Below are 24,198 nucleotides of genomic sequence, written 5' to 3' on the forward strand. Positions count from 1 at the left end.
CGGCGGCCATGATAGCGGCAAAGACTTCGTGGCATGCGACTTAAGTTCGATAGCGGGCCGGCGCCAACTGGCCATACTCGACGTTCGCCCTTTAATAACAACAAGCGTAGGGTTATTCGTCGATGAGTTATCAGCACAGCTACGACCGTTCCATCGCGGCGCCCGCCGATTTCTGGGCCGAGCACGCCCATGACCTGGCCTGGTTTCGCAAACCCACGGAAATCCTTCGCGACAATCCCGATGGCACCCATCAGTGGTTTGCCGACGGGCGCCTGAACAGTTGCTTCCTGGCGCTGGATCATCAGATCGACGAGGGTCGCGGCGAGCAGACTGCCCTGATCTACGATTCGCCGGTCACCAACAGCCAACAGACCTTCACCTTCCGCCAGATGCGCGACGAAGTGGCGCGCCTGGCTGGCTTGCTGCGCGACCTCGGTGTCCAGCAGGGCGACGGGGTGGTGATCTACATGCCGATGGTCCCGCAGGCGGCCATGGCCATGCTCGCCTGCGCCCGCATCGGCGCGGTGCATTCGGTGGTGTTCGGCGGTTTCGCCCCGCATGAGCTGGCGCTGCGCATCGATGACGCGCGGCCCACCCTGCTGCTGACGGCGTCGTGCGGCGTCGAGTTTGATCGCGTCATCGAATACAAGCCGCTGGTGGACAGCGCCCTGGAACAATCCCGCCATCAGCCGCGCAAGGTGCTGGTGCTGCAACGGCCGCAGGCACGCGCCACCTTGAAGGACGGCCGCGATCTGGACTGGCACGCCGCGCTGGCCGATGCCAGGCCGGTGCCGCCGGTGGAGCTGGGCGCCGCCGATCCGCTGTACATCATGTACACCTCCGGCACCACCGGAAAACCCAAGGGTATCGTCCGCGAAAACGGCGGCAACGCCGTGGCCCTGCGCTTTGCCATGAAGAACATCTACGGCATGCAGCCGGGTGAAGTGTGGTGGGGCATTTCCGATGTCGGCTGGGTGGTCGGGCACTCGCTGATCGTCTACGGCCCGTTGATGAACGGCTGCACCACGGTGTTCTACGAGGGCAAGCCGATCCGCACCCCGGATGCCGGCGCTTACTGGCGGGTGGTCGAGCAATACCGGGTCAACGGCCTGTTCTGCGCCCCAACGGCCATGCGCGCGATCCGCAAGGAAGACCCGGAAGGCCTGCTGCTGCGCGGCTACGACCTGAGTTCGCTGCGCGAGTTTTTCCTTGCTGGTGAGCGTCTCGATTCAAGTACCCATCAATGGCTGGAAAGCATCAGCGGCAAGACCGTGCACGACCACTGGTGGCAGACCGAAACCGGCTGGCCGGTGACCGCGCCCTGCCTGGGCCTCGATGGCAGTGGCGGCCGCGCAGGTTCGAGCAACCGGGCGGTGCCGGGCTACCACGTGCGGGTGCTGGACGAAGACGGCCAGTTGCTCGGTGCCAACCAGCAGGGCGCGATCGTCATCACCTTGCCGCTGCCGCCGGGCTGCAGCCAGACCTTGTGGGGCGATCATTCGCGCTACCTGGATTCGTACCTCAACACCTTCCCCGGCTACTACCACACTGGCGACGGCGGCTACCTGGATGAAGACGGATTCGTCTACATCATGGGCCGCACCGACGATGTGATTAACGTCTCCGGGCACCGCCTTTCCACCGGCGAGATGGAAGACCTGGTGGCGCGCCACCCGGCTGTCGCCGAGTGCGCCGTGGTCGGCGTGCGCGACGAGATCAAGGGCCAGGTGCCGCTGGCGCTGCTGGTACTCAAGGACGGGGTCGGGATGGGCGAGGCGCAGTTGCAGTCCGAACTGGTCGCCACCGTGCGCGAGCAGATCGGCGCGCTGGCCTGTTTCAACCAGGTGCGGGTGGTCAAGCGCCTGCCCAAGACCCGCTCGGGCAAGATCCTGCGCGCCGTGCTGCGCAAGATCGCCGACCAGCAGGCCTACACACCGCCCTCGACCCTGGATGATCCGGCGGTGCTGGTGGAAATCGAGGAAGTGCTGGCGGGGTTGGCGCGGGCGGGGTGACTGGCATGCACCGCGTCAGGCCGGCCCCATCTGCCGTAACTGCCCCAGCCGGCTGCGGGTGCGCGCCAGGTCCGCGACGCTGCCGCCGAGGCTTTGCTCCAGCGGCAGTTCGCCGATCAGCAACAGTTGCTTGTCGCGGTCGTAGAGCACGTCCACCAGATTGATGAAGCGCTGTTGCGCGGCGATGGTGCAGTCTTCCAGGTTCGGCAGGTGTTCGATGGTCCAGTGTTCGAAGCGCTGCACCAGGTCCAGGTAGTCGATGACTGCGGTCGCTTGTTCGCAAATGGCGGAGAAGTCGAAAACCACGCTGTGTTCATCGCGAACCCGCGCGCGCAACTGGCGTTTGCCGACGTTCAGCAACACGTCTTCGGTGGCTTCGTTCAGGCCCAGTTGGTGGCGCTGTTGCGGGCTGCCAGGCCACAGGTACAGGCCTTGGGTGAAGCGTTGTTGGGTTCCGGCGCCAGGCAGGGCGCGGTAGTCCTGATCGCCGCCGACTTCGAGGACGTCCATGCGCGCCTCGATAAGGCGGATAACCGGCTCGAAACGCTGGTGGTAGAGCGGATTGGGCAGCAATCCCTCGGGGGCGTAGTTGGAGGTCACCAGGACGAAAATGCCGCGCTCGAACAGGGCCTGGAACAGCCGGGTGAGGAGCATGGCGTCGCCGATGTCGTGGACGTGGAATTCGTCGAAGCACAACACCCGGCAATCACCGAGCAGGGCGTCGAGGGTCAGCGCCAGGGCGTCGGGTGCCTGGCGATGGTCGAACATGCCCTGGTGCAGACGGGCGAAGAAGTCGTGGAAGTGCAGGCGGCGCTTGGGGATCTCGCCCAGGGCGTTGAAGAATCCGTCGAGCAGCCAGCTTTTGCCACGACCCACTTGGCCGTGAAGGTACAAGCTGCGGGCCCGGCCAGCGGGAAGGCGGGCGACCTGTTCGGCCATCGCCGCGATCACCCGTTGCTGGCCTTGGCTGAGGGTGTAGCCCTGCTGGCTGGCTTTGTCCCGGAAGTACGCCTGGATCTGGCTGTCCGGCCCTGGCGTCGCGACCGTGGAAGCGCCAAGGCGCTGGCGCAGGGCGTGCAGTGGCGAGCGGAGCCAGGAGAAAACGGGCACGGGCAGGGTTCCTCGTAGAGCGTGAAGCCGGCAGGCAGATAACGAGCGGCGGCAATATTAACCAAATAGTGAAAAGTGCTGCCAGTCGTGTCTTTTGTGCTCGTCGGATAGTTCTTGTACATGAGCTGTACATTTCTTGATCGGCTGGCAGCTTTGTCCTCGGCTGCTACCCTGAAATTCACGAAGTCCTGTAAGGGACAGGGAGGGCAAGTGAAGGGATGGTCACTGGCGACGCTGTTCGGGCTGTGTGCGGCCCAGGGTGTTGCTGCCACGGAGTTTCTCGTCGAGGTGCGTGTCGACGTTCAGCGCGGCTGTCTGCTGATCCATCAGCCCCGCGAAGCGTCCGCCGAGGCCTTGGGTGTGCTGGATTTTGGTCAGAGCCCACGGCTTGACGATCCCGCGGGTCCGCTGAGCAGCCAATTGCTGGTGTTGCGTCCGCCGCGGCTGGAGTGCAATCCCGATACCGCCTATCAGATCGAAGTCGATGGCGGCCTGCACGGTGGCACCGGTGAAGTGCGTTATCTGGTGGCCGCAGACCCCAAGGCCAAACCCATTCCCTACCGCTTGTACCAGGATGCTGCCTGGCGCGCGCCGCTGTCGGTCAACACGGCCCAGCATGGGCGCGTACCGGACAGCGGATCGGTTGAACTTCCCCTGTACGCACGTATCGACACTCAAACCGAGCTTCCAAGGACGGGACGTTATTCGGACATGTTGAAGGTGACCGTCACCTGGTGATGGTCACGGTGGCACTGCTTAAGGAGTGAGCAGCATGCAAACGACCCGCATTCTTTTGCTGAGCCTTGGACCACTCCTGCTCAGCACCAGCGTCAACGGCGCGCTGAATGGCCATATTCAGGCGCGCCTGGTGATTACCTCCGCCTGCCAGATCAGCAGCGAACAGCCCGGCGCGCCTCCTGCCGGCGCTGGTGGTGTGCTCGACTTCGGCCAGCAGGGCCCGGTGTGGAACGACACCCTGCGGGCCAACCTCGACGAGCCGGGCGGCAGCAACCTGCAGGTCAGCTGCAACCCGCAGGTGCGTGCTTTCACCGTCACTATCAATGGCGGTGCCAACCCCGATGGCACCACCCGACGCCTGAGCAATGGCGGCGTCCTCATTCCCTACCAGCTTTCCACCGACCCGGCCGGGCGTTCCAACTACGGCATCGGTCAGCAGCTCAACTTTTCCGTGAGCAGCGCGGCGCAAATTCCCATCCCCATCTACGGCGTGGTAACCGCCAACCCCAAAGCCCTGCCTGCGGGCATTTACCGCGACACCCTGACGGTGACGCTGGACTGGTAACAAGGAGTGAACCATGAAACCTCGTCTTTCCCGTGTCCTCATCGCTGGCGTCGCGCTGGCACTGGCTTCCCAGGCCCAGGCGGCCACTGTCACCGGTGTGATCAACGCCACGCTGACATTGATCGCCAGTTGTCAGGTCAATGGCTCCACCGCCACCAGCGGGGTCAACTTCGGCGCCCTCAACTTCGGCACCCAGAACGCGCTATTCACACAGGCTTCGGGCCAGGTGCAGAGCGGCGGCGGGGCGATCAGCGTGCTCTGCTCGAAAGGCGCGATACCGGTGATCAAGGTCGGCCTGGGCAGCCATGACGGTGCCTCGACCGGTGGCACCCGGGCGTTGTCCGACGGCACCAACTTCGTGCCCTATGACTTCTACACCGACGCCGGCACCTCTACGCTGCTGCCGATCAACGGCACCATCACCCTGCCCACCAGCACGGGCGTGGCGCAAACCGTCGACCTGTACGGCAAGGCCGTGGGCAAGGCCGGCTTGCCGCCGGGCGTCTACACCGACACCGTGGCGGTCGAATTGAGTTTCTAAGTCATGAGCGGGCGGCTGGCGGTGGCGCTGGCGCTGACGGCAGTGGTGGCGGTTGCGCCGACGCCACTGGACGCGGCGCTCAGCAGCACCTTCCTGGTCAACGCCACGGTGCAGGCGGGGTGCCTGGTGGTCGGTGGGGTGACCAGTTACGGCAACCTGGACTTCGGCAGCTATTCGGCCCTGTCGAGCGCGGCGGTGACCACCCAGTTGAGCGGCACCACGGTGACGTTGCAGTGCACGCCCGGGGTGACGATGACCATGAAGGTCGGCGGTGGGCAGAACAACAATGGCAGCCGCAACCTCAAGCGCAGCACCAGCGCGGACCTGCTGGTCTACCAGTTGTTTCGTGATGCCGGTTTCAGCCAGGCCTTGGGCATCGACCAGACGGTGAACGTCAGCTACAGCGACCCGACGACGATCAAATTGCCGGTCTACGCCCGCGCCCAACTGAGCGGCGCGCTGCCGGCGGGCAGTTACAGCGACGTGCTGCAAGTGACATTGACTTGGTGAGCCTGTGCTCGCCCGGTCCATAAGAAAACAATATCGCCGAAGGAGAGTGGCATGGGCACAGAGGCTCAGCGTCGGAGTACGTGGGGGGCGAGGCTGGCACTGGGATTGACGCTGCTGGGGGCGGGGTCGGCGCAGGCGGCGACCTCGGTGCTGATCTGGCCGATCGACCCGGTCATCGAGGCCGAGCAGAAGGCCGGCGCGCTGTGGCTGGAAAACCGCGGCAGCGAGGACGCCAACCTGCAGGTGCGGATTTTCGCCTGGCGCCAGGGTGAGTTCGACGACCAGTACCAGAACCAGCGCGAGGTGATCGGCAGCCCGCCGGTGGCGAAGATTCCCGCAGGCGGCAAACAACTGATCCGCCTGACCCGCACCGGCACCTCGCCGGCGGGCCAGGAACAGGCCTATCGCATCATCATCGACGAGATTCCACCGGCCATGCCCTCCGGCGAAAACGCCAGCGGGCCACAGGCGGCGATCCGCTTCCAGATGCGCTACTCGGTGCCGCTGTTCGTTTACGGCCAGGGCCTGTGGGGCAAGCCGGACCCGCAGGGGCAGCGCGACGCAGCCGGGGTCGGCAAGCCGCAATTGAGCTGGCGGCAGGTGGCGGTGCAGGGGCGTTCCTATGTCGAGATTCGCAACACCGGCCCGGTGCACGCGCGCCTGACCGACGTGGTGATGCAGCAAGGCGGGCAAAACCGGCCGGTGGTCGAAGGCCTGCTCGGCTACGTGCTGCCGGGCGCCACGATGCGCTGGCCGGCGCCGTTGCAGGCTTCGGCGGCGACGGTGCTCAAGGGCAGGATCAATGGCAGTGAAGCGGCCCAGACCATAGGTCAGGGGAATTGAACGTGAGCGGATAAGTGATGGATCCGGGCCAAGGAGGCCCAGCCAATGGTGAGATGCAGTGCGTGATGGGCTTTCTGGCCAGTACCCGCCGGCTCGCGCTGGCGGGTGGCATGGCGATGCTCGCGGCGGCCCCGCTGATGGCCGGCGAACTGCCGCCGCCGCCCTCGGGGCTGGAGGCGGTGAGCGATGCCCAGTTGTACCTGGAACTGGTGGTCAACCAGATGAGCAGCGGTAGCGTGGTCGCCGTCCAGCAGCGTTCGGGTCATCTGTACATGGCCAGCGCCGACCTGCGCGCCGCTGGCATCGAACTCCCCGGCGAGGTGCCGGAGCAGGTGGCGCTGGACACCATCGGCGGCCTGCACAGCGACTACGACAGCCAGACCCAGCGCCTGCTGATCGAAGTGCCGCCCGGCTGGCTGCCGAACCAACGCATCGGCAACCGCGCGCTGTTCGACGGCAGCCAGGCCCACAGCAGCTTCGGCGCGCTGCTCAACTACGACCTCTACCTGAACGACACCGACGACGCCGGCACCAGCCTGTCGGCCTGGAACGAGCTGCGCCTGTTCGACAGTTGGGGCACCTTGTCCACCACCGGCCAGTGGCGACAACAGCTCAGCGGCCGCAGTTACGACGACAGCCAGCGCGGTTTCCTGCGCTATGACACCACCTTCCGCTACACCGACGAAACGCGCCTGCTGACCTTCGAGGCCGGTGACGTAATCAGCGGCTCATTGCCCTGGACCAGCTCGGTGCGCCTGGGCGGTATTCAGTTGTCGCGGGACTTCGCGGTACGCCCTGACCTGGTGACCTACCCGCTGCCGGCCTTTGCCGGCGAGGCGGCGGTGCCGTCCTCGGTCGACCTGTTCATCAACGGCTACAAAAGCGCCAGCGCCGACCTGCAACCCGGTCCGTACACCCTGACCAACGTGCCGTATATCAACGGTGCGGGCGACGCGGTGGTGGTGACCACCGATGCCCAGGGTCGGCAGATCGCCACGACGCTGCCGTTCTATGTCACCAGCACCCTGCTGCAGAAAGGCCTGAGCGACTTCTCGGTGGCCGCCGGCAGCCTGCGCCGTGACTATGGCCTGCGCGATTTTGGCTACGGCCCGGCGCTGACCTCGGCCAGCCTGCGCTATGGCGTCAGCGACAGCTTCACCCTCGAAACCCATGCCGAAGCCGCCGAATCACTGGCCCTTGGGGGCTTGGGCGGCAACCTGCTGGTGGGCAGTTTCGGGGTGATCAATGCGGCGCTCAGCCAAAGCAGTTTCGACAGCCGCAGCGGTCGTCAGGCGAGCCTCGGCTACCAGTACAACAGCCAGCGCGTCGGCTTCAATTACCAGCGCCTCGAACGCTACGGCGACTATGCCGACGCGTCCTTGCTCGACAGCCCCTACATCCGCCTCAGCCAGCGCAGCGAACAGGTGACCCTGAGCCTGAACCTGGAGCGCTATGGCAGTTTCGGCGCTGGCTATTTCGACGTGCGTGCCGGCAACGACACCCGCACCCGGCTGCTCAACCTGAGCTGGAGCAAATCGCTGTGGGGCAACACCAGCCTATACCTCTCGGCCAACCGCGAGGTGGGCGGCGGGCAGTGGGCGACCCAGGCGCAACTGGTGATCCCCTTCGACCTGCGCGGCACCATCAGCCTGAGCATGGAACGCAACCAGAGCGGCGAGCGCCTGCAGCGGGTCAACTACAGCCGCGGCGTGCCCAGCGAGGGCGGGGTGGGCTTCAATATCGGCTATGCCGGTGGCGACCAGCAGGCCTACCGCCAGGCCGACCTGACCTGGCGTCTGCAATCGGTGCAGTTGCAGGCCGGCACCTACGGCACCCGCGACGCCATGACCCGCTGGGCCGATGCCAGTGGGTCGCTGGTGTGGATGGACGCCGGGCTGTTTGCCGCCAATCGCATCGATGACGCCTTCGTAGTGGTCAGCACCGAGGGCTTCGCCGATGTCCCGGTGCGCTACGAGAATCAGTTGGTCGGTCGTACCGACAGCAAAGGGCATCTGCTGGTGCCGTGGAGCAGCGCCTATTACCGCGGCAAATACGAGATCGACACCCTCGACCTGCCGGCCAACGTGGTCAGCCAGAACGTCGAGCAGCGCGTCGCGGTGCGCCGTGGCGCCGGTTACCTGCTCAACTTCCCGCTGAACCGGGTGCGTGCGGCCACGGTTGAACTGGTGGATGGCAATCACCAGGACTTGCCCCTGGGCAGCCAGGTCACCCATCGGCAGAGCGGCGCGCTGGCGGTGGTGGGCTGGGACGGGCTGGTGTACCTGGAAGGGCTGGCCGACCAGAACACCCTGGAAGTGCAGTTGGCCGGTGGCGCGCGTTGCCAGGTGGAGTTCGCGCTGGATGCCGCGCAGGACGACGTGCCGCTGATCGGCCCGCTGGTGTGCCGGTGAAACGCCTGTTGCTGGCGCTCGTCCTGTGCCTGGCCGGGGTGCGGGCCGAGGCCCAGTGTGCGGTGGTGCAGGCCACCAACGTGGCGTTCGGCAATGTCGCCTCGACCTCGGTCAACACCACCGTGCAGCCCAGCTCCACCGCCAACGCCGGCTTGCGTTGCAGCGGCGCGCTGCTCAGCCTGTTGCGCACGGACGACTTCTTCAAACTGACGCTGACCCCTTCGGGCGGATCCACGGGCATGGTCGGGCCGACCGGAGACGTGATCCGCTACACGATCTACGCCGACAACACCACGTCCTACCCGATCACCCGCGGCCAGCCCTTCGACTTCGCCCGCCACGGCATTCTCGAAGCGCTGGGCCTGCTGGGCAGCATCGTGCCCAGTACCGTGCCGCTCTACGTCAAGACCCTGACCGGCAGCAACGTTGCCGCCGGCACTTACCAGGAAACCTTCAGCGTGTACTGGGATTGGGACTACTGCTACGGCATCGGTGTGCTCGGTGCGTGCATCGGTCGCCAGGTGTTGACCGGGACCACCTCGATGACCGTGAGCCTGCAGGTGACCGCCGACTGCCAGATCACCACGCCGACCATCAACTTCGGCACGGCGCCGGTGGTCAGCGGTTTTTCCACGGTCAGCCAAAGCGTCAGCCTGTCCTGCACCAAGGGCAGTGCGTATACGGTCGGTCTCAATGACGGGCTGTACGGTTCCGGCGGAAGACGGCGGATGAAATCGACGGCCAACAATTACCTGTCCTACGACATCTTCAAAAGCGCCACTGCGGTGCGCTGGGGCTCATTGACCAGCGCCCGGCGCTCCAGCAGCGACGCCGACATCAATCCCGGCAACGGCACCGGGACCGGCAGCCAGGTGTTCAACTACAACGCCAAGGTCTACACCGACCAGCCCACGCCACCGGCCGCGGCTTATCAGGACAGCGTGATTCTGGATGTGCAGTTTTGAGGGCCCCACAGCATTTCAGTCCCTGAGTTGAATCAGCGCAACTCGCCAACCATCTCCCCGATGCAATCCAGCACCGAACTCGCCAGCTCGCGCGAGCGTTTGCCCGACCAGCCGGTCAGCGCATTCGGCGCGTCGTCGTGGTCCTTGAATGGCATCTCCAGGGTCAGGGACAGGCAATCATGGGTCTGGCCGACGGCGTTGCAGGCCAGGGTCAGGTTGGCCTTGCCGGGGGCGCTGCGCGGGTAGCCGTGGACGTCCTGGAAGTCGCGGGTCAGCCCGCACAGGGTTTTACGGAAACGCGCTTCCAGCGCGGCGATGCGCGGAGTGTAGCCAGGGTTGCCTTCGCAGGCGGCGGTGAAGACGTGGGGGATTTCTTCGTCGCCGTGGACATCGAGGAACAGGTCGACGCCGTGGAGTTTCATCTGGTGCTGGGCGAACAGTACTTCCGGGGTCTGCTCGACGCTGGCGTCCTGCCAGGCTCGGTTGAGGTCGCGGCCCTTGGCGTTGGTGCGCAGGTGGCCGTGGAAGGCACCGTCGGGGTTCATGTTCGGGATCAGGTAGAGGTCGGCGGCAGCCAGCAGGGCTTGCAGCGTGGCGTCGTTGCGCTCCAGCCGCTCGATAACGCCTTCCATGAACCATTCAGCCATGTGTTCGCCCGGATGCTGCTGGGCGATGATCCACACCTTGCGTTTGCCTGGGGCGCCGTCACCGGCCCGTAGCAGCTGAATGTCACGGCCTTCGACGCTGCGCCCGGTGGCCAGCAGGGTCACGTTGTCGAGGCGGGTGGCGCGTTCGATCAACTGGTTATGGCGGGCGCGGGAGTAGGGCTCGAAGTAGGCGAACCAGGCCTGGGGTTCGCTCGCCTGCAGGCTGAAGTGCAGGGCCTTGCCGTCGAAGTGCGACGGGACGCGGAACCAGTTCTGCTGGTCATACGAGGCGACGGCCTGATAACCGTCCCAGGCTTTGTTGTAGGAAGACTCGCCGGCGTTTTCCAGGACGAACCCGTGGGACTGTCCTGGCGTCAGGCCGCTGGCCTTGAAGTGGAACCACTGGAAATGCGCGCTGCTGGTGTCGTTACGGATCGCCAGGCGGACCTGCAAGGGATTGCTGGAATCCCGTACCAGGATATTGCCGGAATCGAAGTCGCAGTCGATGCTCAGTGCAGTCATTGCCAGGTTCCTGTGTAGAGTCATGGAGGCCCATTACTCTACACAACCCGGGTCAGGACCAGAAACCCAACGCCAGCAGCGCCGCCACTCCGAGGCCCATGGCCACGGTGCAACCGCCGAGGGAAAACGCCGCGCGGCCTTGCCGGTACCACTGGTTTTCGCCGAGCAGGCGGGCGGGCGCGAGCAAGGTGCGCCAGCGCAGTTCGGTGGCATGGAAGGCGGCCAGGTGCTCCGGCGCGGCGTCGAGCCAGCGGCGGAAGTCGATGCGCTCGCTGGCGGTGACCTGCGGGCTCTGCAAACGCACGTACCACTCGCCTGCGCTGCGGGCGATGGCGGACGGCGCGGGCAGGGTGCATTGCAGGACCTGTTTCATGTGCCGTTCGACGCTGGCGTCGGACAGGTCCAGGCGGCGAGCGATATCGGCGTAGGAAAGTTGATCGAGGCGGTTCAGCAAGAACACCTGCTGTACCCGGCGTGGCAGCTTTTTCAGGCGGTGCAGCAACGCCAGTTCCGTGGAATCGGCGCACGCGGCGTGATGGTCCAGAGGCAGCAACAGACGGGTCATATTCAAGCTCCTTGCTGGAAAAACGGAGGAGGCGGGGAAGGGGGCATCGTCCTTGATGCGGGTATGAGATTAATAGTAACGAGATTGATTCTCAAGTGCTAAATTCCGCAAAGCCGTGCTTCGGGGTTACATCCTGAGACATTCCTTTGATATCATCGCCACATTAAGAAACACACCGCCTTCATTAGCCTGAAGAGCCAAAAAAAAAGACCCGGCAAAAAGCCGGGTCAAAAACCGTGATTAGCCTGATGAGGAGATAATCTGAGAGTCCGACCTAAGGGCTTTCAGTTTATCCAACCAGTCTCGCGACCAGTTGCGAGCAATAATAATCGTTCTCATTTTCAAGTCAAATGAATTTTCTGTAATTCTACGAAAATTCTTTCTCCCTGTTTCCGCTCTCCAGGCTTCCCGGGCCTTCCCCTTGGTTTTCTTCCTCCCTCAGCACGGCGCCTGCGCTTCGCATTCTTCGTTTCTCACTGCCTGAACCAGGCTGTGTTCCAGCATCGCGCGCGCGAGGTTGACCAGGTGCATCACCGTGAGCATTTGTTCCCGCGCTTTGCCTTGCAGGCGCTGCGCCGCGTCCGAAGCACTGGATGAGGCGCAGCGCAGCAGCCAGGTTGCCTGCTCGCCGGCGTCCTCCGACGACAGGTCGTGGCGGGCTACCACCAGTTGCATATCACTCAGCCCCGTCGCGGGTTGCGGCTCGGGATTAAGGTAGAAATCAATGGCGCGGCGGGCTGCCTCGCTGTCGAGGTAGGTGAGAGAGGGCGCACTCATGGGGCGGTCTTCCTTGAGAGGAGTGGATGGTAGTTCGCAATATAGTACTCAATGTATTTCTATCAGCATTTTAAATACTACAATTTGTGTATTGAGCGGCCGGAGACAGTCCGTATCGTGCCTGCGATGGAAAAATGGATTGAGCTGGTCAAGATCAGGATGCGTGCGCTGAACCTCACGCAAGAACAACTCGCCGAACGCCTCGGGGTCACTCAGGGCGCTGTTGGCCACTGGTTGCGTGGCAAGCGGCGCATTTCTCTCGAAAAAATGAACAAAGTGCTTGTAGCACTCGAACTCGAGATGGAAATGGGCGCCACCGCCCTCGCTGAAGAACCCGCCTCCTACGAATTGCCCACGGCCTACCGCTATCCGTTGTCGGGCTGGCAGCGCCTGGGGGCAATAGAAGAGGGCGACGAGGCGACCGACAGCGGCGAACTCACCGAATACCGTGCGCTGGGCAAGGCGTACTGGCTGCGGGTCGAAGGCGACGCGATGACGGCGCCGTCGGGCATGAGCATCGCGGCGGGCATGCTGATCCTGGTGGACAGCGGCGTCGAGGTGCAGGTCGGCAAGCTGGTGATCGCCCATCTGCCGGGCAGTCCGCAGGGGATCTTCCGGCAACTGGTGCAGGAAGGCGGGCAACGCTTTCTCAAGCCGCTGAACCCGACCTACCCGATGATGCTCTGCGACGACGATTGCGAACTGGTCGGCGTGGTGGTGCGTGCCAACCTCAAACTCTGATTTCTGAAAAACACAACGGCGCCACCCGCCATGGGCGAGGGCGCCGTTGTTGCAGGCGGGCCCGTCAGCCCGCCACTTCCTCCAGCGCCACCAGCACGCTGCCTTCACTGACCATCTCGCCTTCCTGGCAATACAGCGCCGCCACGGTGCCGGCGTGCGGCGCGCGGATGCTGTGTTCCATCTTCATGGCTTCCAGCACCACCAGTTGCGTGCCGGCTTCCACCACCTGACCCGGCTCCACCAGCACCCGCACGATGCTGCCATTCATCGGCGCCGTCAGGCCGCCTTGCTGGGTGTGGCTGGCCTCGGCCTCGGCGATCGGATCGTAGGCGTTGACCGTGTGCAGCTCGCCATTCCAGCGCAGGTACAGGGTTTCGCCGCGACGGATCGCCAGGTGCTGACGGCGCAGGCCATCGTTATCGACCCGCAGTTGTTCGCCATCGAGCTGGAAGGTCGAGGCCGCCTGGCGGTCGAGGCTCAGCGCCTGCTGCTCGCCGTTGCAGCTCAAGTGCAGGCTGATATGCGCCGGCACGCCGGCGCGCAAGCCCTGGCGTGAGGACCACAGCGAATGCGGATCATCGTCGCGCACGCTGTTCGGCAGGCCCTGCACGAACGCCTCCGCCGCTGCTTGCCAGAAACTTGCGGGCAGGGTGCCCGGGGCTGGCAGCAGGTCGTCGTGGTAGCGCGGGATGAAACCGGTATCCAATTCGGCGGCGGCGAACGCCGGATGGGCGAGAATGCGCCGCAGGAAGGTGATGTTGGTCTTCACGCCGCCGATGGCGAACTCGTCGAGCATCGCCAGCAGGCGCAGGCGCGCTTGTTCGCGGTCTTCGCCCCAGGCGATCAGCTTGCCCAGCATCGGGTCGTAGAACGGCGAGACTTCGTCGCCCTCGCTGACCCCGCTGTCGACCCGGCGCCCGGCGCCCGGCGCGCTTTCGCGGTACAGCGCCAGCGTGCCGGTGGCCGGCAGGAAATCGTTGGCCGGGTCTTCCGCGTACAGCCGCACTTCGATGGCGTGGCCGTTGAGCGGCACCTGTTCCTGGCTGATCGGCAGCGCCTCGCCGCGAGCGACGCGGATTTGCCAAGCGACCAGGTCAAGGCCGGTGATGGCTTCGGTGACCGGGTGCTCCACCTGCAGGCGGGTGTTCATCTCCATGAAGAAGAATTCCCCGCGGGCGTCGAGCAGGAACTCCACGGTGCCGGCGCCGACATAGCCGATAGCCTGCGCCGCGCGCACTGCCGCTTCGCCCATGGCGCGGCGTTGTTCCACGCTCAGGCCCGGGGCCGGCGCTTCCTCGACGACTTTCTGGTGCCGGCGCTGGATCGAGCAGTCGCGCTCGTTGAGGTACAGGCAATTGCCGTGCTGGTCGGCGAACACCTGGATTTCCACGTGGCGCGGCTTCAGCACGTATTTCTCGACCAGCATCCGCGCATCGCCGAACGACGACAGCGCCTCGCGCTGGGCCGAGGCCAGGGCTTCAGCCAGTTGGCTTTCCTGCTCGACCACCTTCATGCCTTTGCCGCCGCCGCCTGCGGTGGCTTTGAGCAGCACCGGGTAGCCGATTTTCTCGGCGGCGGCGCGGAAGGTTTCCAGGTCCTGGGCTTCGCCGTGGTAGCCGGGCACCAGCGGCACGCCGGCGATTTCCATCAGCGCCTTGGCCGCGGATTTGCTGCCCATGGCCTCGATAGCGCTGGCCGGTGGGCCGAGGAAGATCAGCCCGGCCTGTTCGATGGCCTTGGCGAAGCCGGCGTTTTCCGAGAGGAAGCCGTAGCCTGGGTGGATGGCCTGGGCGCCGCTGGCCTTGGCCGCGGCGATCAGTTTGTCGATGACCAGGTAGCTCTCCGCCGCCTTGGTCCCGCCGAGGTCGACGCGGATGTCGGCTTCGCGGCTGTGGCGGGCCTCGCGATCGACCGCGCTGTGCACAGCGACGGTGGTCAGGCCGAGGGCTTTGGCGGTGCGCATTACCCGGCAGGCGATCTCGCCACGGTTGGCGACCAGCAGGGTGGTCAGCTCGGGACGGCTCATGGGCGTGGCTCCTTGGGGGTCGGTTCGGCCTGCCAGGCCGGCGTGCGTTTTTCCAGGAAGGCGCGCAGGCCTTCCTGTCCTTCGGGGCTGACGCGGATGCGGGCGATGGCGTTCTCGCAATAGCGACGCAGGGCCGGGGTCAGTTCGCCGGCGCCGACTTCACGCAGCAGTTCTTTGCTGGCGCGCATGGCTTGCGGGCTGTTGAGCAGCAGGTTGGCGATCCATTCTTCGACACGGGCGTCCAGTTCCGCCGTTGGGTAGCTTTCCGCCAGCAGGCCCAGTTCGCGGGCACGGGCGCCGCTGAAGCGCTCGGCGGTGAGGGCGTAGCGGCGGGCGACGCGCTCGCCCATGGCCTGGACCACGAACGGGCTGATGACTGCCGGGGCCAGACCGATGCGCACTTCCGACAGGCACAGTTGCGCGTCGTCGGCGCCGATCGCCATGTCGCAGCAACTGATCAGTCCCAGCGCGCCACCGAAGGCCGCGCCCTGAACCACCGCCAGGGTCGGCAGCTTGAGCCGCGCCAGGTTGTACATCAGTTCCGCCAACTCGCGGGAGTCGTCGAGGTTGCTCTGGTAGTCGAGCGCCGCGCTCTGCTGCATCCACGCCAGGTCAGCGCCGGCGCTGAAGTGCCGGCCACGGCCGCGCAGCAGGACGAAGCGCAGGCTGGTGTCGGTGGCGAGCTGGTCGATGGCGATGATCAGTTCGCGGATCATCTGCGCGTTGAACGCGTTGTTCTTGTCTTCCCGGCTCAGCCACAAGGTGGCGAAGCCGCGGGGATCCTTGATCAGTTCGAGGGTGCTGAAGTCGGTCATCGGTCACATCCGGAAAATGCCGAAGCGGGTGGATTCGATCGGCGCGTTGAGCGCGGCCGACAGGGCCAGGCCGAGGATGTCTCGGGTCTGCGCCGGGTCGATGACGCCGTCGTCCCAGAGCCGGGCGCTGGAATAGTAGGGGTGGCCCTGGTGCTCGTACTGATCGAGGATCGGCTGTTTCAGGCGCGCTTCGTCGTCAGCGCTGAACGGCTGGCCGCTGCGCTCGCTTTGTTCGCGCTTGACCTGGGCCAGCACGCCGGCGGCCTGCTCGGCGCCCATCACGCCGATCCGCGCGTTGGGCCACATCCACAGGAAACGCGGGTCGTAGGCGCGGCCGCACATGCCGTAGTTACCGGCGCCGAAGCTGCCGCCGATGATCACGGTGAACTTCGGCACTTTGGCGCAGGCCACCGCGGTGACTAGCTTGGCGCCGTGCTTGGCGATGCCGCCGGCCTCGTATTTCTGGCCGACCATGAAGCCGGTGATGTTCTGCAGGAACAGCAGCGGGATGCCGCGCTGGCAGGCCAGTTCGATGAAATGCGCGCCTTTCTGCGCGGCTTCGGCGAAGAGGATGCCGTTGTTGGCGAGGATGGCGATGGGGTAGCCGTGCAGGTGGGCGAAGCCGCAGACCAGGGTGGTGCCGAACAGCGCCTTGAATTCATCGAACACCGAGCCGTCCACCAGGCGGGCGATGATTTCGCGCACGTCGAACGGCTGCTTGGCGTCGGCCGGGACCACGCCGTACAGCTCATCGGCGGTGTATAGCGGGGCAATTGGCGTGCGCAGTTGCAGCTCGCCCTGCTTGTGCCAGTTGAGGTTGGCCACGCAGCGGCGGGCGATGGCCAGGGCGTGTTCATCGTTGTCGGCGTAGTGGTCGGCGACGCCGCTGGTCTTGCAGTGCACGTCGGCGCCGCCGAGGTCTTCGGCGCTGACCACTTCACCGGTCGCGGCTTTCACCAGCGGCGGGCCGGCGAGGAAGATGGTGGCTTGCTGGCGGACCATGATGGTTTCGTCGGACATCGCCGGCACATAGGCGCCGCCGGCGGTGCACGAGCCCATCACCACGGCGATCTGCGGGATGCCCTGGGCGCTCATGTTGGCCTGGTTGAAGAAGATCCGGCCAAAGTGCTCGCGGTCGGGGAACACTTCATCCTGGCGCGGCAGGTTGGCGCCGCCGGAGTCGACCAGATAAAGGCAGGGCAGGCGGTTCTGCTGGGCGATGGTCTGGGCGCGCAGGTGTTTTTTCACGCTCAACGGATAGTAGGAGCCGCCTTTCACCGTGGCGTCGTTGGCCACGATCATACATTCGACGCCTTGCACCCGGCCGATGCCGGCGATCACCCCGGCGGCGGGGACGTCTTCGCCGTACACCTCATGGGCGGCGAGCTGGCCGATTTCCAGGAAGGGTGAGCCCGGATCGAGCAGGCGGTCGATACGCTCGCGGGGCAGCAGTTTGCCGCGCGAGATATGGCGTTCCTGAGCCTTGGGGCCGCCGCCCTGATGGACCTGGGCGAGCAGGGTGCGCAGCGCATTGACCTGCTCCAGCATGGCGGCGCTGTTGACGGTGAACTCGGGGGCGCGGGTGTTCAACTGAGACTTCAGAATCATCGGAGGTCCTCGGCAGCTTCAAACGTCAAAGCTGCAAGAAGGGATCGGGGGGCAAGCTGCTTTTTCTTGCAGCTTGCCGCTAGAAACTTGCCGCTGCTTCTAGCGCGTCTCGTTGAACAGCTCGCGACCGATCAGCATGCGGCGGATCTCGCTGGTGCCGGCGCCGATTTCGTACAGCTTGGCGTCGCGCAGCAGGCGGCCCGCCGGGAACTCGTTGATGTAGCCATTGCCGCCGAGGATCTGGATGGCTTCGAGGGCCATTTGCGTGGCGCGTTCGGCGGTGTAGAGGATCACGCCGGCGGCGTCCTTGCGGGTGGTCTCGCCTCGGTCGCAAGCCTGGGCCACCGCGTACAGGTAGGCGCGGCTGGCGTTGAGCTGGGTGTACATGTCGGCGATCTTGCCCTGGATCAACTGAAACTCGCCGATGCTCTGGCCGAACTGTTTGCGGTCGTGGATGTACGGCACCACCAGGTCCATGCACGACTGCATGATGCCGGTCGGGCCGCCGGAGAGGACCACGCGCTCGTAGTCGAGGCCGCTCATCAGGACTTTTACGCCGCCGTTGAGCGCGCCGAGGATGTTTTCTTCCGGCACTTCCACGTTGTCGAAGAACAGCTCGCAGGTGTTGGAGCCGCGCATGCCCAGCTTGTCGAACTTGTTGCTGCGGCTGAAGCCGGCCCAGTCACGCTCGACAATAAAGGCAGTGATGCCGTGCGCACCCTTTTCCAGGTCGGTCTTGGCGTAGATCACATAGGTGTTGGCGTCGGGGCCGTTGGTGATCCAGGTTTTGCTGCCGTTGAGGACGTAGCGGTCGCCGCGTTTCTCGGCGCGCAGCTTCATCGACACCACGTCGGAACCGGCGTTGGGTTCGCTCATGGCCAGGGCGCCGATGTGCTCGCCGCTGATCAGCTTGGGCAGGTATTTGCTTTTCTGTTCGTGGGTGCCGTTGCGGTTGATCTGGTTGACGCAGAGGTTGGAGTGGGCGCCGTAGGAGAGGGCGACCGAGGCCGAGCCGCGGCTGATTTCTTCCATGGCCACCACGTGGGCCAGGTAGCCCAGGCCGGCGCCGCCATATTCTTCGCTGACGGTCACGCCCAGCAGGCCCATGTCGCCGAACTTGCGCCACATGTCGGCGGGGAACAGGTTGTCGTGGTCGATCTGCGCGGCGCGTGGCGCCAGTTCGCTAGCGACGAAGGCCTGTACCTGGTCACGCAGCATGTCGACGGTTTCACCGAGGGCGAAGTTCAGGGAGGGATAAAGCATGCTCTGCCACCTTTGATTGTTTTTGGAGGGGTGTGGGTCTGGGTAATCACCTTTACGTTAACGTAAACCTGAGTCCCTTTACTGTCAATCATCACCATGACCTTTACGTTAACGTTAATTTGCGCCAGAGTAGTCCGCGCCCCGATCAGCTCCCAGAACAAACACAAAAAGGGATCGCCATGAATCAACCGAGCTACACCCAGGGTCGTCAGGACAAAGCCTTGCTGGCCATGACCATCGGTCAGGCATTCGACCATACGGTGTCACGTTTCGCCGACCGCGAAGCCCTCGTGGTTCGTCACCAAGACCTGCGCTACACCTGGGCGGAACTTGCCGCCAGCGTCGACCTGCATGCCCGCGCGTTCATGGCCCTGGGCCTGAAGACCGGCGACCGCCTGGGTATCTGGGCGCCCAACTGCGCGCAGTGGTGCATCGCCCAGTTCGCCAGCGCCAAGGCCGGGATCATTCTGGTCAACATCAACCCCGCCTACCGCACCAGCGAGCTGGAATACGTGCTCAAACAGTCCGGTTGCCAGTGGCTGATCAGCGCGGGGGCGTTCAAGAGTTCGGATTACCACGGCATGCTCGGCGAGCTGCTGCCGGAGCTGCCGCGCGCGGTGCCTGGCCAGTTCAACAGCGAGCGCCTGCCCGACTTGCGCGGGCTGGTCAGCCTGGCGGATGAGCCGCCGCCAGGCTTCCTGGCATGGAACGCGCTGGCGGAACTGGCCGCGCAGGTCAGCGAAGATGACTTCCAGGCCCGTCAGCGGAGCCTGCAATTCGACCAGGCGGTGAACATCCAGTACACCTCCGGCACCACCGGTTTCCCCAAGGGCGCGACCCTCAGTCACTACAACATCCTCAACAACGGCTATATGGTCGGCGAGAGCCTGGGCCTCACCGAGCAGGACCGCATGGTGATCCCGGTGCCGCTGTACCACTGCTTCGGCATGGTCATGGGCAACCTCGGCTGCATGACCCACGGCACCACCATGATCTACCCCAACGATGCCTTCGACCCGCTGCTGACCCTGCAAGCCGTCGCCGCCGAGCGCGCCACTGCGCTGTACGGCGTGCCGACCATGTTCATCGCCCTGCTGGACCAGCCACAACGCCGGGAATTCGACCTGGCGAGCCTGCGCACCGGGATCATGGCCGGCGCCACTTGCCCGATCGAAGTGATGCGCCACGTCATCAGCGAACTGAACATGAACGAAGTGCAGATCGCCTATGGCATGACCGAGACCAGCCCGGTGTCGCTGCAGACCGGCCCGGACGACGAGCTGGAACTGCGGGTGACCACGGTCGGCCGGACCCAGCCGCAACTGGAGAGCAAGATCATCGACGAGCACGGCTGCGTGGTGCCGCGCGGGCAGATCGGCGAGCTGTGCACCCGTGGCTACAGCGTGATGCTCGGCTATTGGGGCAACCCGGCGGCCACCGCCGAGGCTATCGACCCGGCGGGCTGGATGCACACCGGCGACCTGGCGAGCATGGATGAGCAGGGCTACGTGTGCATTGCCGGGCGCAACAAGGACATGATCATTCGCGGCGGCGAGAACATTTATCCGCGCGAACTGGAGGAGTTCTTCTTCACCCACCCGGCGGTGGCGGACGTGCAGGTCATCGGCATTCCGGATGACCGCTATGGCGAAGAGATCGTCGCCTGGATCAAGTTCCACCCCGGCCACAGCGCGACCGATGTGGAATTGCAGGCCTGGTGCAAGAGCCGCATTGCCCACTTCAAGACGCCGCGTTTCTTCCGCTTCGTCGAGGAATTCCCGATGACGGTGACGGGCAAGATCCAGAAGTTCCGCATGCGCGAGATCAGCATTGAGGAACTGCGCCGCTGAAAACGTCTTCGGGGCTGCCGCCCGGCAGCCCCAAGGACGAGGGTTTCAGTACTCGCTCAGGTGCTCGATGAACGTCGAGCCGCTGTAGCGTTCGCGGAACAAGCCCGCCTCCACCAGCCTTGGCACCACCTCGTCGAGGAACAGGTGCACCGACTCCACCGAGCCCCCCGGCGCGGCGATAAAACCGTCCATGGCCCCGGCCTCGGCCCAGTCGGCGATCTGCTCGACGGCATCGTCCACCGTGCCGATCACCTGCCAGTGCGCGGCGGAGATCACTTCCGGGCGCAGCAACAACTGGTCCACCGTCAGCGACTCCCGCTCGATCAGCCGGCGCAGCAGGTTGGTGTGGGTGCGGCTGCTGGTTGTCGCCAGCGGCGGCGGCAGGTCGTCGCGAGTCACGAGGCGGTCCTGCGGCCAGTCGCTGAGGTCCAGCCCGGTCATTTCCTTGATCGAAGCGAATTTGCGCCCGCGGTCGAGGCGGGCGTGGGTCTGCATGAACAGCGCGCGGGCTTCTTCGCGGGTCGCCGCGAGGTACAGGCTCAGGCCCGGTAACAGACGGATGTCGGCGGGTGCGCGGCCATGGCGCTCGGCGCGTCGGGACAGGTCGCGGCGCAGTTCGAGGGCGGCTTCCTTGTCCGGGGTCGGGGCGAACACCAGGTCGGCCACCGAGGCGGCGAAGTCGCGGCCCGACTCCGACGAGCCGGCCTGCACGAACGGAATCCGCGCAGCGGGGAAGGCCGGCACATTGAGCGGGCCCTTGACCTTGAAGTGCTCGCCCTCATGGCTGATGGGGCGGATCTGCGCAGTGTCGGCGTAGCGGCCGGCGGCGCGGTCGATCTTCAGCGCTTCGTGGGGGAAGCTGGCCCACAGCGCCTGCACCAGCGCGGTGAACTCGCCGGCGCGCTGATAGCGTTCCTCGGCGCCGGGCATCTGTTCCAGGCCGAAATTCTCATGGCCCTGCAGGGCGGTGACGATGTTCCAGCCAGCGCGGCCGTTGCTGACCCAGTGCAGTGATTGCAGTTGCCGGGCCACCACATAAGGCGGGTAGAAGGTGGTTGATACTGTCGATACCAGGCCGATACGCGAGGTGGCCTGGGCGACGGCGGCGAGCAGGACGGTCGGGTCGAGGCTGGCGAAGCCGGGGGCGGTTTCCATTATCTCGGTGGTCAGGCAACTGACATCCGGGCGAAACACGAAGTCCAGGTGCACGGCTTCGGCACGGCGGGCTAGGTCGATGGCGAAGTCGGCGCTGAAGACACCTTCTATATTGCTGTTGTCCTGGCGCCAGCCGTCACCGCTGAGCCAGGTGGGAGCCAGGGACAGGCCGATATGGAGTTTGCGTTGGGTCATCACGGGGTTCCTGTGGGGCCAATAACGGATCGCGAGCAAGCTCGCTCCTACAGGTTTTCTGTAGGCGCGTGCTTGCTCGCGAAGGACAAGATCAGAACGAGCCCTTGATCCCGGCGCCGAACATCCGCGGCGTGGTCATGCTCGCCTCGGTGCCGCCGATGCCGCGGTTCTGCTGCATGTAGATCGCGGTGCGGTCATCGAAGACGTTCTTCACGTACCCATACAGCTCAACCGCTTTGCTGAACTGGTAGCTCATCCGCGCATCGGCCAGGGTGTAGGCGTCCGTGGCGTAGCTCTTGGTGTTGGCGGTGTCGGAATAGTACCCGTCGATCCGGCGAACCTGGGCCGAGACGTTCCACTTGTCGGTGATGTCCCAGCTCGGCCCGAAGCTCAGGGTGTAGCCCGGCGAGCGGGCGAATTCGTTGGCTTCGTAGCTGTTGTTGGCGGAGATCTTGTCGATGCGGGTGCGCAGGGTGCCGGCGCTGGCCTTGAGGGTCAGGTTGTCCAGCACGCGGTAGTCGGCGCTCAGTTCCAGGCCATAGGCGTGGGCCTTCTCGGCATTGATGGTGTAGGACTGCGACACGCCGGTGGAGATCACCACCGGGATGTTGTACTGGGCGTCCTTGTGGTCCATGTAGAACAGGTTGCCGCTCAGTTGCAGGCGGTTATCCAGCACGCTGGCGCGGCTGAACAGCTCGTAGTTCCACACCGATTCGTCCTTGAACGAGGTCCAGTTGCGAGTGGTCAGGTTCAGCGCCACGCCGCCTGGGTTGTAGCCGCGGCTGACCATGCCGCCGACGGTCCAGTCCGGGGTCACGGCGTAGGCCAGGGAGATTTTCGGCAGCAGCGCGGAGAAGGTTTTTTCGTAGTCCAGCGCGGTCGGCGCCAGGACCGAGCGGCCTTCGCGCTCGATGCGGTCTTCCTGGTAACGCAGGCCGGTGCCGAGGGTCCAGCGGTCGTCCAGGCGCCAGCTCAGTTCGCCGAACACGCCGAGGTTTTCCTTGGTGTCGTCGAAGGTCGAGAGACCGCTCAACAACAGCATTTCATCGGACTTGGTGCGCGCCACGTAGACCCCGGTGGCGCCGCTGACGCTGCTGTCCTGGTCGCCGAAGCTCAGGCGGGTTTCGTTGGACAGGTTCTTCTGCTGGATATCGGCGTCACCGTTGCCGGGGATGCCGGTGTAGCGCTGCACATGGGACAGCGAGTACTGCGCCTGGTTGAGCAGCTTGAGGCCGTTGTCGAAGTCGTAGCTCACGTCCAGCACGCTGGTGTTGGTCGACTGTTCCCAGCTCGGCATGGTCGTGGTCGGGTGCTTGAGCTTGTGGTACGGCGCCGCGGCGGCTTCCTGGCTGGGCCGGTTGGAATCGCCGTGGGAGAAGGTGTACTTGGCTTCCAGGCCGGGCAGCGCGCTGGGCAGCCAGAGCAGCTTGGCGCGGGCGTTGAGCGAGCTGAAGTTCTTGTCGGCCTTGCCTTTCTGGAAGGCGCTGCTGGTGTAGTCGATGAAGGTGTCACGGGCCGAGTGGTCCACCGCCAGGCGTGCGGCCAGTTCGTTTTCCAGCAACGGGCCGGAGACGGCCAGCGAGGTGCGGTGGGAATCGTAGTTGCCGACCTCGGCCTGGTAGGCGGCTTCCGGGGTGAAGCTGGGGTCCTTGGTGTTGACGATGATCGCGCCGGCGATGGCGTTGGCGCCCTGGGAGGTGGTCTGCGGGCCGCGGAACACTTCGATGCTGTCCAGATCCCAGACCGAGGTCGCGCCGAAGTACATCTCGTTGTAATTCAGGTAATGGCCGTCGAGGTTGATGGTGGCCCGTGGCACGGTGCCGCCCCAGAACACGTTCTGGCCGTTGTTCGGGCCCTGGCTGTCCATGCCGCGAATCACCGGCGCGCCGACGCTGTCGGTGTAGATCACGTTGGGCACGTCATTGAGCACTTCGGTGACGGTGGAGCTGCCGGTTTTCTCCTTGTCGATCTCGCGCCCGGTCTTCACCGTCACCGACGACGCGGTGTTCTTCAGTTCCCGTTCGATCTTTTCCCCGGTGATGACGATGGGCTCGAAAGTGACGCTGTCGGCGCTGGTGCTGGCGGCGGTTTCCTGGGCCATGGCCGCCGTGGCGCCCAACAGCGTCGAGAGGGTCAGAACACTGAAACCGCGGGCGAGGGTGAGGGGTGAATAGGCCTTCAAGGGACACTCCAAATGAGAATTATTAAGCTTTAGCGGATCGTAGCATGTGGCTATTACGTTCCTCAATAAAGAATTGATTCCACAATGTGGTTTGTGCCGGGATCGGATAAGCTCGTTTTGCGGCCCCACGCAGGGCTCTGCGCCGCGTTGCCTGATG

The 24,198-nt window shown here is 64.9% G+C and carries 20 protein-coding genes; 10 read left to right on the forward strand and 10 right to left on the reverse strand.

Going from position 1 to position 24,198, the window contains the following annotated elements:
* Positions 1–122: 122 nt before the first annotated feature.
* A complete protein-coding gene (locus NTD82_RS23970; RefSeq protein ID WP_262130552.1) occupies positions 123–2,012 on the forward strand; it encodes a propionyl-CoA synthetase in 1,890 nt (629 codons plus the stop codon).
* A 15-nt stretch (positions 2,013–2,027) separates the two neighbouring features.
* Here the strand turns inward: NTD82_RS23970 and zapE are convergent, their stop codons facing one another.
* Positions 2,028–3,122 (reverse strand): cell division protein ZapE, encoded by a 1,095-nt coding sequence (gene zapE / locus NTD82_RS23975; RefSeq protein WP_262130553.1) that lies wholly within the window; start codon positions 3,120–3,122, stop codon positions 2,028–2,030.
* Between the two features lie 225 nt (positions 3,123–3,347).
* Here zapE and NTD82_RS23980 point away from each other — a divergent pair, with 225 nt between their 5' ends.
* From NTD82_RS23980 to NTD82_RS24010, 7 genes are all read left to right on the forward strand, one after another.
* On the forward strand, positions 3,348–3,860 hold the full coding sequence (locus tag NTD82_RS23980; protein ID WP_262130621.1) for a spore coat U domain-containing protein: 513 nt from the start codon (positions 3,348–3,350) through the stop codon (positions 3,858–3,860).
* A gap of 34 nt (positions 3,861–3,894) precedes the next feature.
* Complete coding sequence (locus tag NTD82_RS23985) at positions 3,895–4,425, forward strand: spore coat U domain-containing protein (RefSeq protein ID WP_095153705.1); 531 nt, start codon at positions 3,895–3,897, stop codon at positions 4,423–4,425.
* 13 nt (positions 4,426–4,438) lie between these two features.
* A complete protein-coding gene (locus NTD82_RS23990) occupies positions 4,439–4,966 on the forward strand; it encodes a spore coat U domain-containing protein (protein ID WP_262130554.1) in 528 nt (175 codons plus the stop codon).
* Between the two features lie 3 nt (positions 4,967–4,969).
* Positions 4,970–5,476, forward strand: a complete 507-nt coding sequence (locus NTD82_RS23995; RefSeq protein WP_262130555.1) for a spore coat U domain-containing protein — start codon at positions 4,970–4,972, stop codon at positions 5,474–5,476.
* A 51-nt stretch (positions 5,477–5,527) separates the two neighbouring features.
* Entirely contained in the window at positions 5,528–6,319 is a 792-nt protein-coding gene (locus NTD82_RS24000; protein ID WP_262130556.1) for a molecular chaperone, read from the forward strand.
* A 116-nt stretch (positions 6,320–6,435) separates the two neighbouring features.
* A complete protein-coding gene (locus tag NTD82_RS24005; RefSeq protein ID WP_218241193.1) occupies positions 6,436–8,730 on the forward strand; it encodes a fimbria/pilus outer membrane usher protein in 2,295 nt (764 codons plus the stop codon).
* Positions 8,727–9,695 carry a spore coat protein U domain-containing protein gene (locus tag NTD82_RS24010; protein ID WP_410017082.1) on the forward strand — a complete coding sequence of 323 codons (969 nt, stop codon included), beginning with the start codon at positions 8,727–8,729 and terminating at the stop codon, positions 9,693–9,695. The genes NTD82_RS24005 and NTD82_RS24010 overlap by 4 nt, the downstream gene beginning before the upstream one ends.
* Before the next feature lie 32 nt (positions 9,696–9,727).
* Here NTD82_RS24010 and NTD82_RS24015 read toward each other — a convergent pair whose 3' ends face one another.
* The 3 genes from NTD82_RS24015 to NTD82_RS24025 all read right to left on the reverse strand — a co-directional run bounded on the left by NTD82_RS24015 (position 9,728) and on the right by NTD82_RS24025 (position 12,206).
* A complete protein-coding gene (locus tag NTD82_RS24015) occupies positions 9,728–10,864 on the reverse strand; it encodes a M14-type cytosolic carboxypeptidase (RefSeq protein WP_371864253.1) in 1,137 nt (378 codons plus the stop codon).
* A gap of 52 nt (positions 10,865–10,916) precedes the next feature.
* A complete protein-coding gene (locus tag NTD82_RS24020; protein ID WP_262130557.1) occupies positions 10,917–11,429 on the reverse strand; it encodes a sigma factor-like helix-turn-helix DNA-binding protein in 513 nt (170 codons plus the stop codon).
* A gap of 438 nt (positions 11,430–11,867) precedes the next feature.
* Entirely contained in the window at positions 11,868–12,206 is a 339-nt protein-coding gene (locus NTD82_RS24025) for a DUF6124 family protein (RefSeq protein WP_095153697.1), read from the reverse strand.
* A 126-nt stretch (positions 12,207–12,332) separates the two neighbouring features.
* On the opposite strand from NTD82_RS24025, the gene NTD82_RS24030 reads away from it, so the two are divergent.
* On the forward strand, positions 12,333–12,947 hold the full coding sequence (locus tag NTD82_RS24030; protein WP_410017083.1) for a LexA family protein: 615 nt from the start codon (positions 12,333–12,335) through the stop codon (positions 12,945–12,947).
* Between the two features lie 64 nt (positions 12,948–13,011).
* Here NTD82_RS24030 and NTD82_RS24035 read toward each other — a convergent pair whose 3' ends face one another.
* The 4 genes from NTD82_RS24035 to NTD82_RS24050 all read right to left on the reverse strand — a co-directional run bounded on the left by NTD82_RS24035 (position 13,012) and on the right by NTD82_RS24050 (position 18,659).
* A complete protein-coding gene (locus NTD82_RS24035; RefSeq protein ID WP_262130558.1) occupies positions 13,012–14,973 on the reverse strand; it encodes an acetyl/propionyl/methylcrotonyl-CoA carboxylase subunit alpha in 1,962 nt (653 codons plus the stop codon).
* Positions 14,970–15,788, reverse strand: a complete 819-nt coding sequence (locus NTD82_RS24040) for a gamma-carboxygeranoyl-CoA hydratase (RefSeq protein WP_262130559.1) — start codon at positions 15,786–15,788, stop codon at positions 14,970–14,972. The genes NTD82_RS24035 and NTD82_RS24040 overlap by 4 nt, the downstream gene beginning before the upstream one ends.
* Before the next feature lie 3 nt (positions 15,789–15,791).
* Positions 15,792–17,396: a carboxyl transferase domain-containing protein gene (locus tag NTD82_RS24045; RefSeq protein ID WP_262130560.1), complete on the reverse strand. Its 1,605-nt coding sequence runs from the start codon at positions 17,394–17,396 to the stop codon at positions 15,792–15,794.
* 99 nt (positions 17,397–17,495) lie between these two features.
* Positions 17,496–18,659, reverse strand: a complete 1,164-nt coding sequence (locus NTD82_RS24050; RefSeq protein ID WP_095153692.1) for an isovaleryl-CoA dehydrogenase — start codon at positions 18,657–18,659, stop codon at positions 17,496–17,498.
* Positions 18,660–18,838: 179 nt separating this feature from the next.
* On the opposite strand from NTD82_RS24050, the gene NTD82_RS24055 reads away from it, so the two are divergent.
* The gene (locus tag NTD82_RS24055) at positions 18,839–20,509 is read left to right on the forward strand and encodes an AMP-binding protein (protein ID WP_262130562.1); all 1,671 of its coding nucleotides are present in this window, start codon (positions 18,839–18,841) and stop codon (positions 20,507–20,509) included.
* Positions 20,510–20,554: 45 nt separating this feature from the next.
* Here the strand turns inward: NTD82_RS24055 and NTD82_RS24060 are convergent, their stop codons facing one another.
* Positions 20,555–21,859 carry an NtaA/DmoA family FMN-dependent monooxygenase gene (locus tag NTD82_RS24060; protein ID WP_410017084.1) on the reverse strand — a complete coding sequence of 435 codons (1,305 nt, stop codon included), beginning with the start codon at positions 21,857–21,859 and terminating at the stop codon, positions 20,555–20,557.
* A gap of 91 nt (positions 21,860–21,950) precedes the next feature.
* Positions 21,951–24,041, reverse strand: a complete 2,091-nt coding sequence (locus tag NTD82_RS24065; protein WP_262130564.1) for a TonB-dependent receptor — start codon at positions 24,039–24,041, stop codon at positions 21,951–21,953.
* Positions 24,042–24,198: the final 157 nt, after the last annotated feature.

The organism is Pseudomonas sp. 5P_5.1_Bac1 (genome assembly GCF_025466015.1).
Lineage (GTDB): Bacteria > Pseudomonadota > Gammaproteobacteria > Pseudomonadales > Pseudomonadaceae > Aquipseudomonas.

Coding starts and splice junctions, on each gene's coding strand:
- NTD82_RS23970 (WP_262130552.1), top strand. CDS start 123: ATGAGTTATCAGCACAGCTACGACCGTTCCATCGCGGCGCCCGCCGAT.
- NTD82_RS23985 (WP_095153705.1), top strand. CDS start 3,895: ATGCAAACGACCCGCATTCTTTTGCTGAGCCTTGGACCACTCCTGCTC.
- NTD82_RS23990 (WP_262130554.1), top strand. CDS start 4,439: ATGAAACCTCGTCTTTCCCGTGTCCTCATCGCTGGCGTCGCGCTGGCA.
- NTD82_RS23995 (WP_262130555.1), top strand. CDS start 4,970: ATGAGCGGGCGGCTGGCGGTGGCGCTGGCGCTGACGGCAGTGGTGGCG.
- NTD82_RS24000 (WP_262130556.1), top strand. CDS start 5,528: ATGGGCACAGAGGCTCAGCGTCGGAGTACGTGGGGGGCGAGGCTGGCA.
- NTD82_RS24005 (WP_218241193.1), top strand. CDS start 6,436: ATGCTCGCGGCGGCCCCGCTGATGGCCGGCGAACTGCCGCCGCCGCCC.
- NTD82_RS24015 (WP_371864253.1), bottom strand. CDS start 10,864: ATGACTGCACTGAGCATCGACTGCGACTTCGATTCCGGCAATATCCTG.
- NTD82_RS24020 (WP_262130557.1), bottom strand. CDS start 11,429: ATGACCCGTCTGTTGCTGCCTCTGGACCATCACGCCGCGTGCGCCGAT.
- NTD82_RS24025 (WP_095153697.1), bottom strand. CDS start 12,206: ATGAGTGCGCCCTCTCTCACCTACCTCGACAGCGAGGCAGCCCGCCGC.
- NTD82_RS24030 (WP_410017083.1), top strand. CDS start 12,333: ATGGAAAAATGGATTGAGCTGGTCAAGATCAGGATGCGTGCGCTGAAC.
- NTD82_RS24035 (WP_262130558.1), bottom strand. CDS start 14,973: ATGAGCCGTCCCGAGCTGACCACCCTGCTGGTCGCCAACCGTGGCGAG.
- NTD82_RS24040 (WP_262130559.1), bottom strand. CDS start 15,788: ATGACCGACTTCAGCACCCTCGAACTGATCAAGGATCCCCGCGGCTTC.
- NTD82_RS24045 (WP_262130560.1), bottom strand. CDS start 17,396: ATGATTCTGAAGTCTCAGTTGAACACCCGCGCCCCCGAGTTCACCGTC.
- NTD82_RS24050 (WP_095153692.1), bottom strand. CDS start 18,659: ATGCTTTATCCCTCCCTGAACTTCGCCCTCGGTGAAACCGTCGACATG.
- NTD82_RS24055 (WP_262130562.1), top strand. CDS start 18,839: ATGAATCAACCGAGCTACACCCAGGGTCGTCAGGACAAAGCCTTGCTG.
- NTD82_RS24060 (WP_410017084.1), bottom strand. CDS start 21,859: ATGACCCAACGCAAACTCCATATCGGCCTGTCCCTGGCTCCCACCTGG.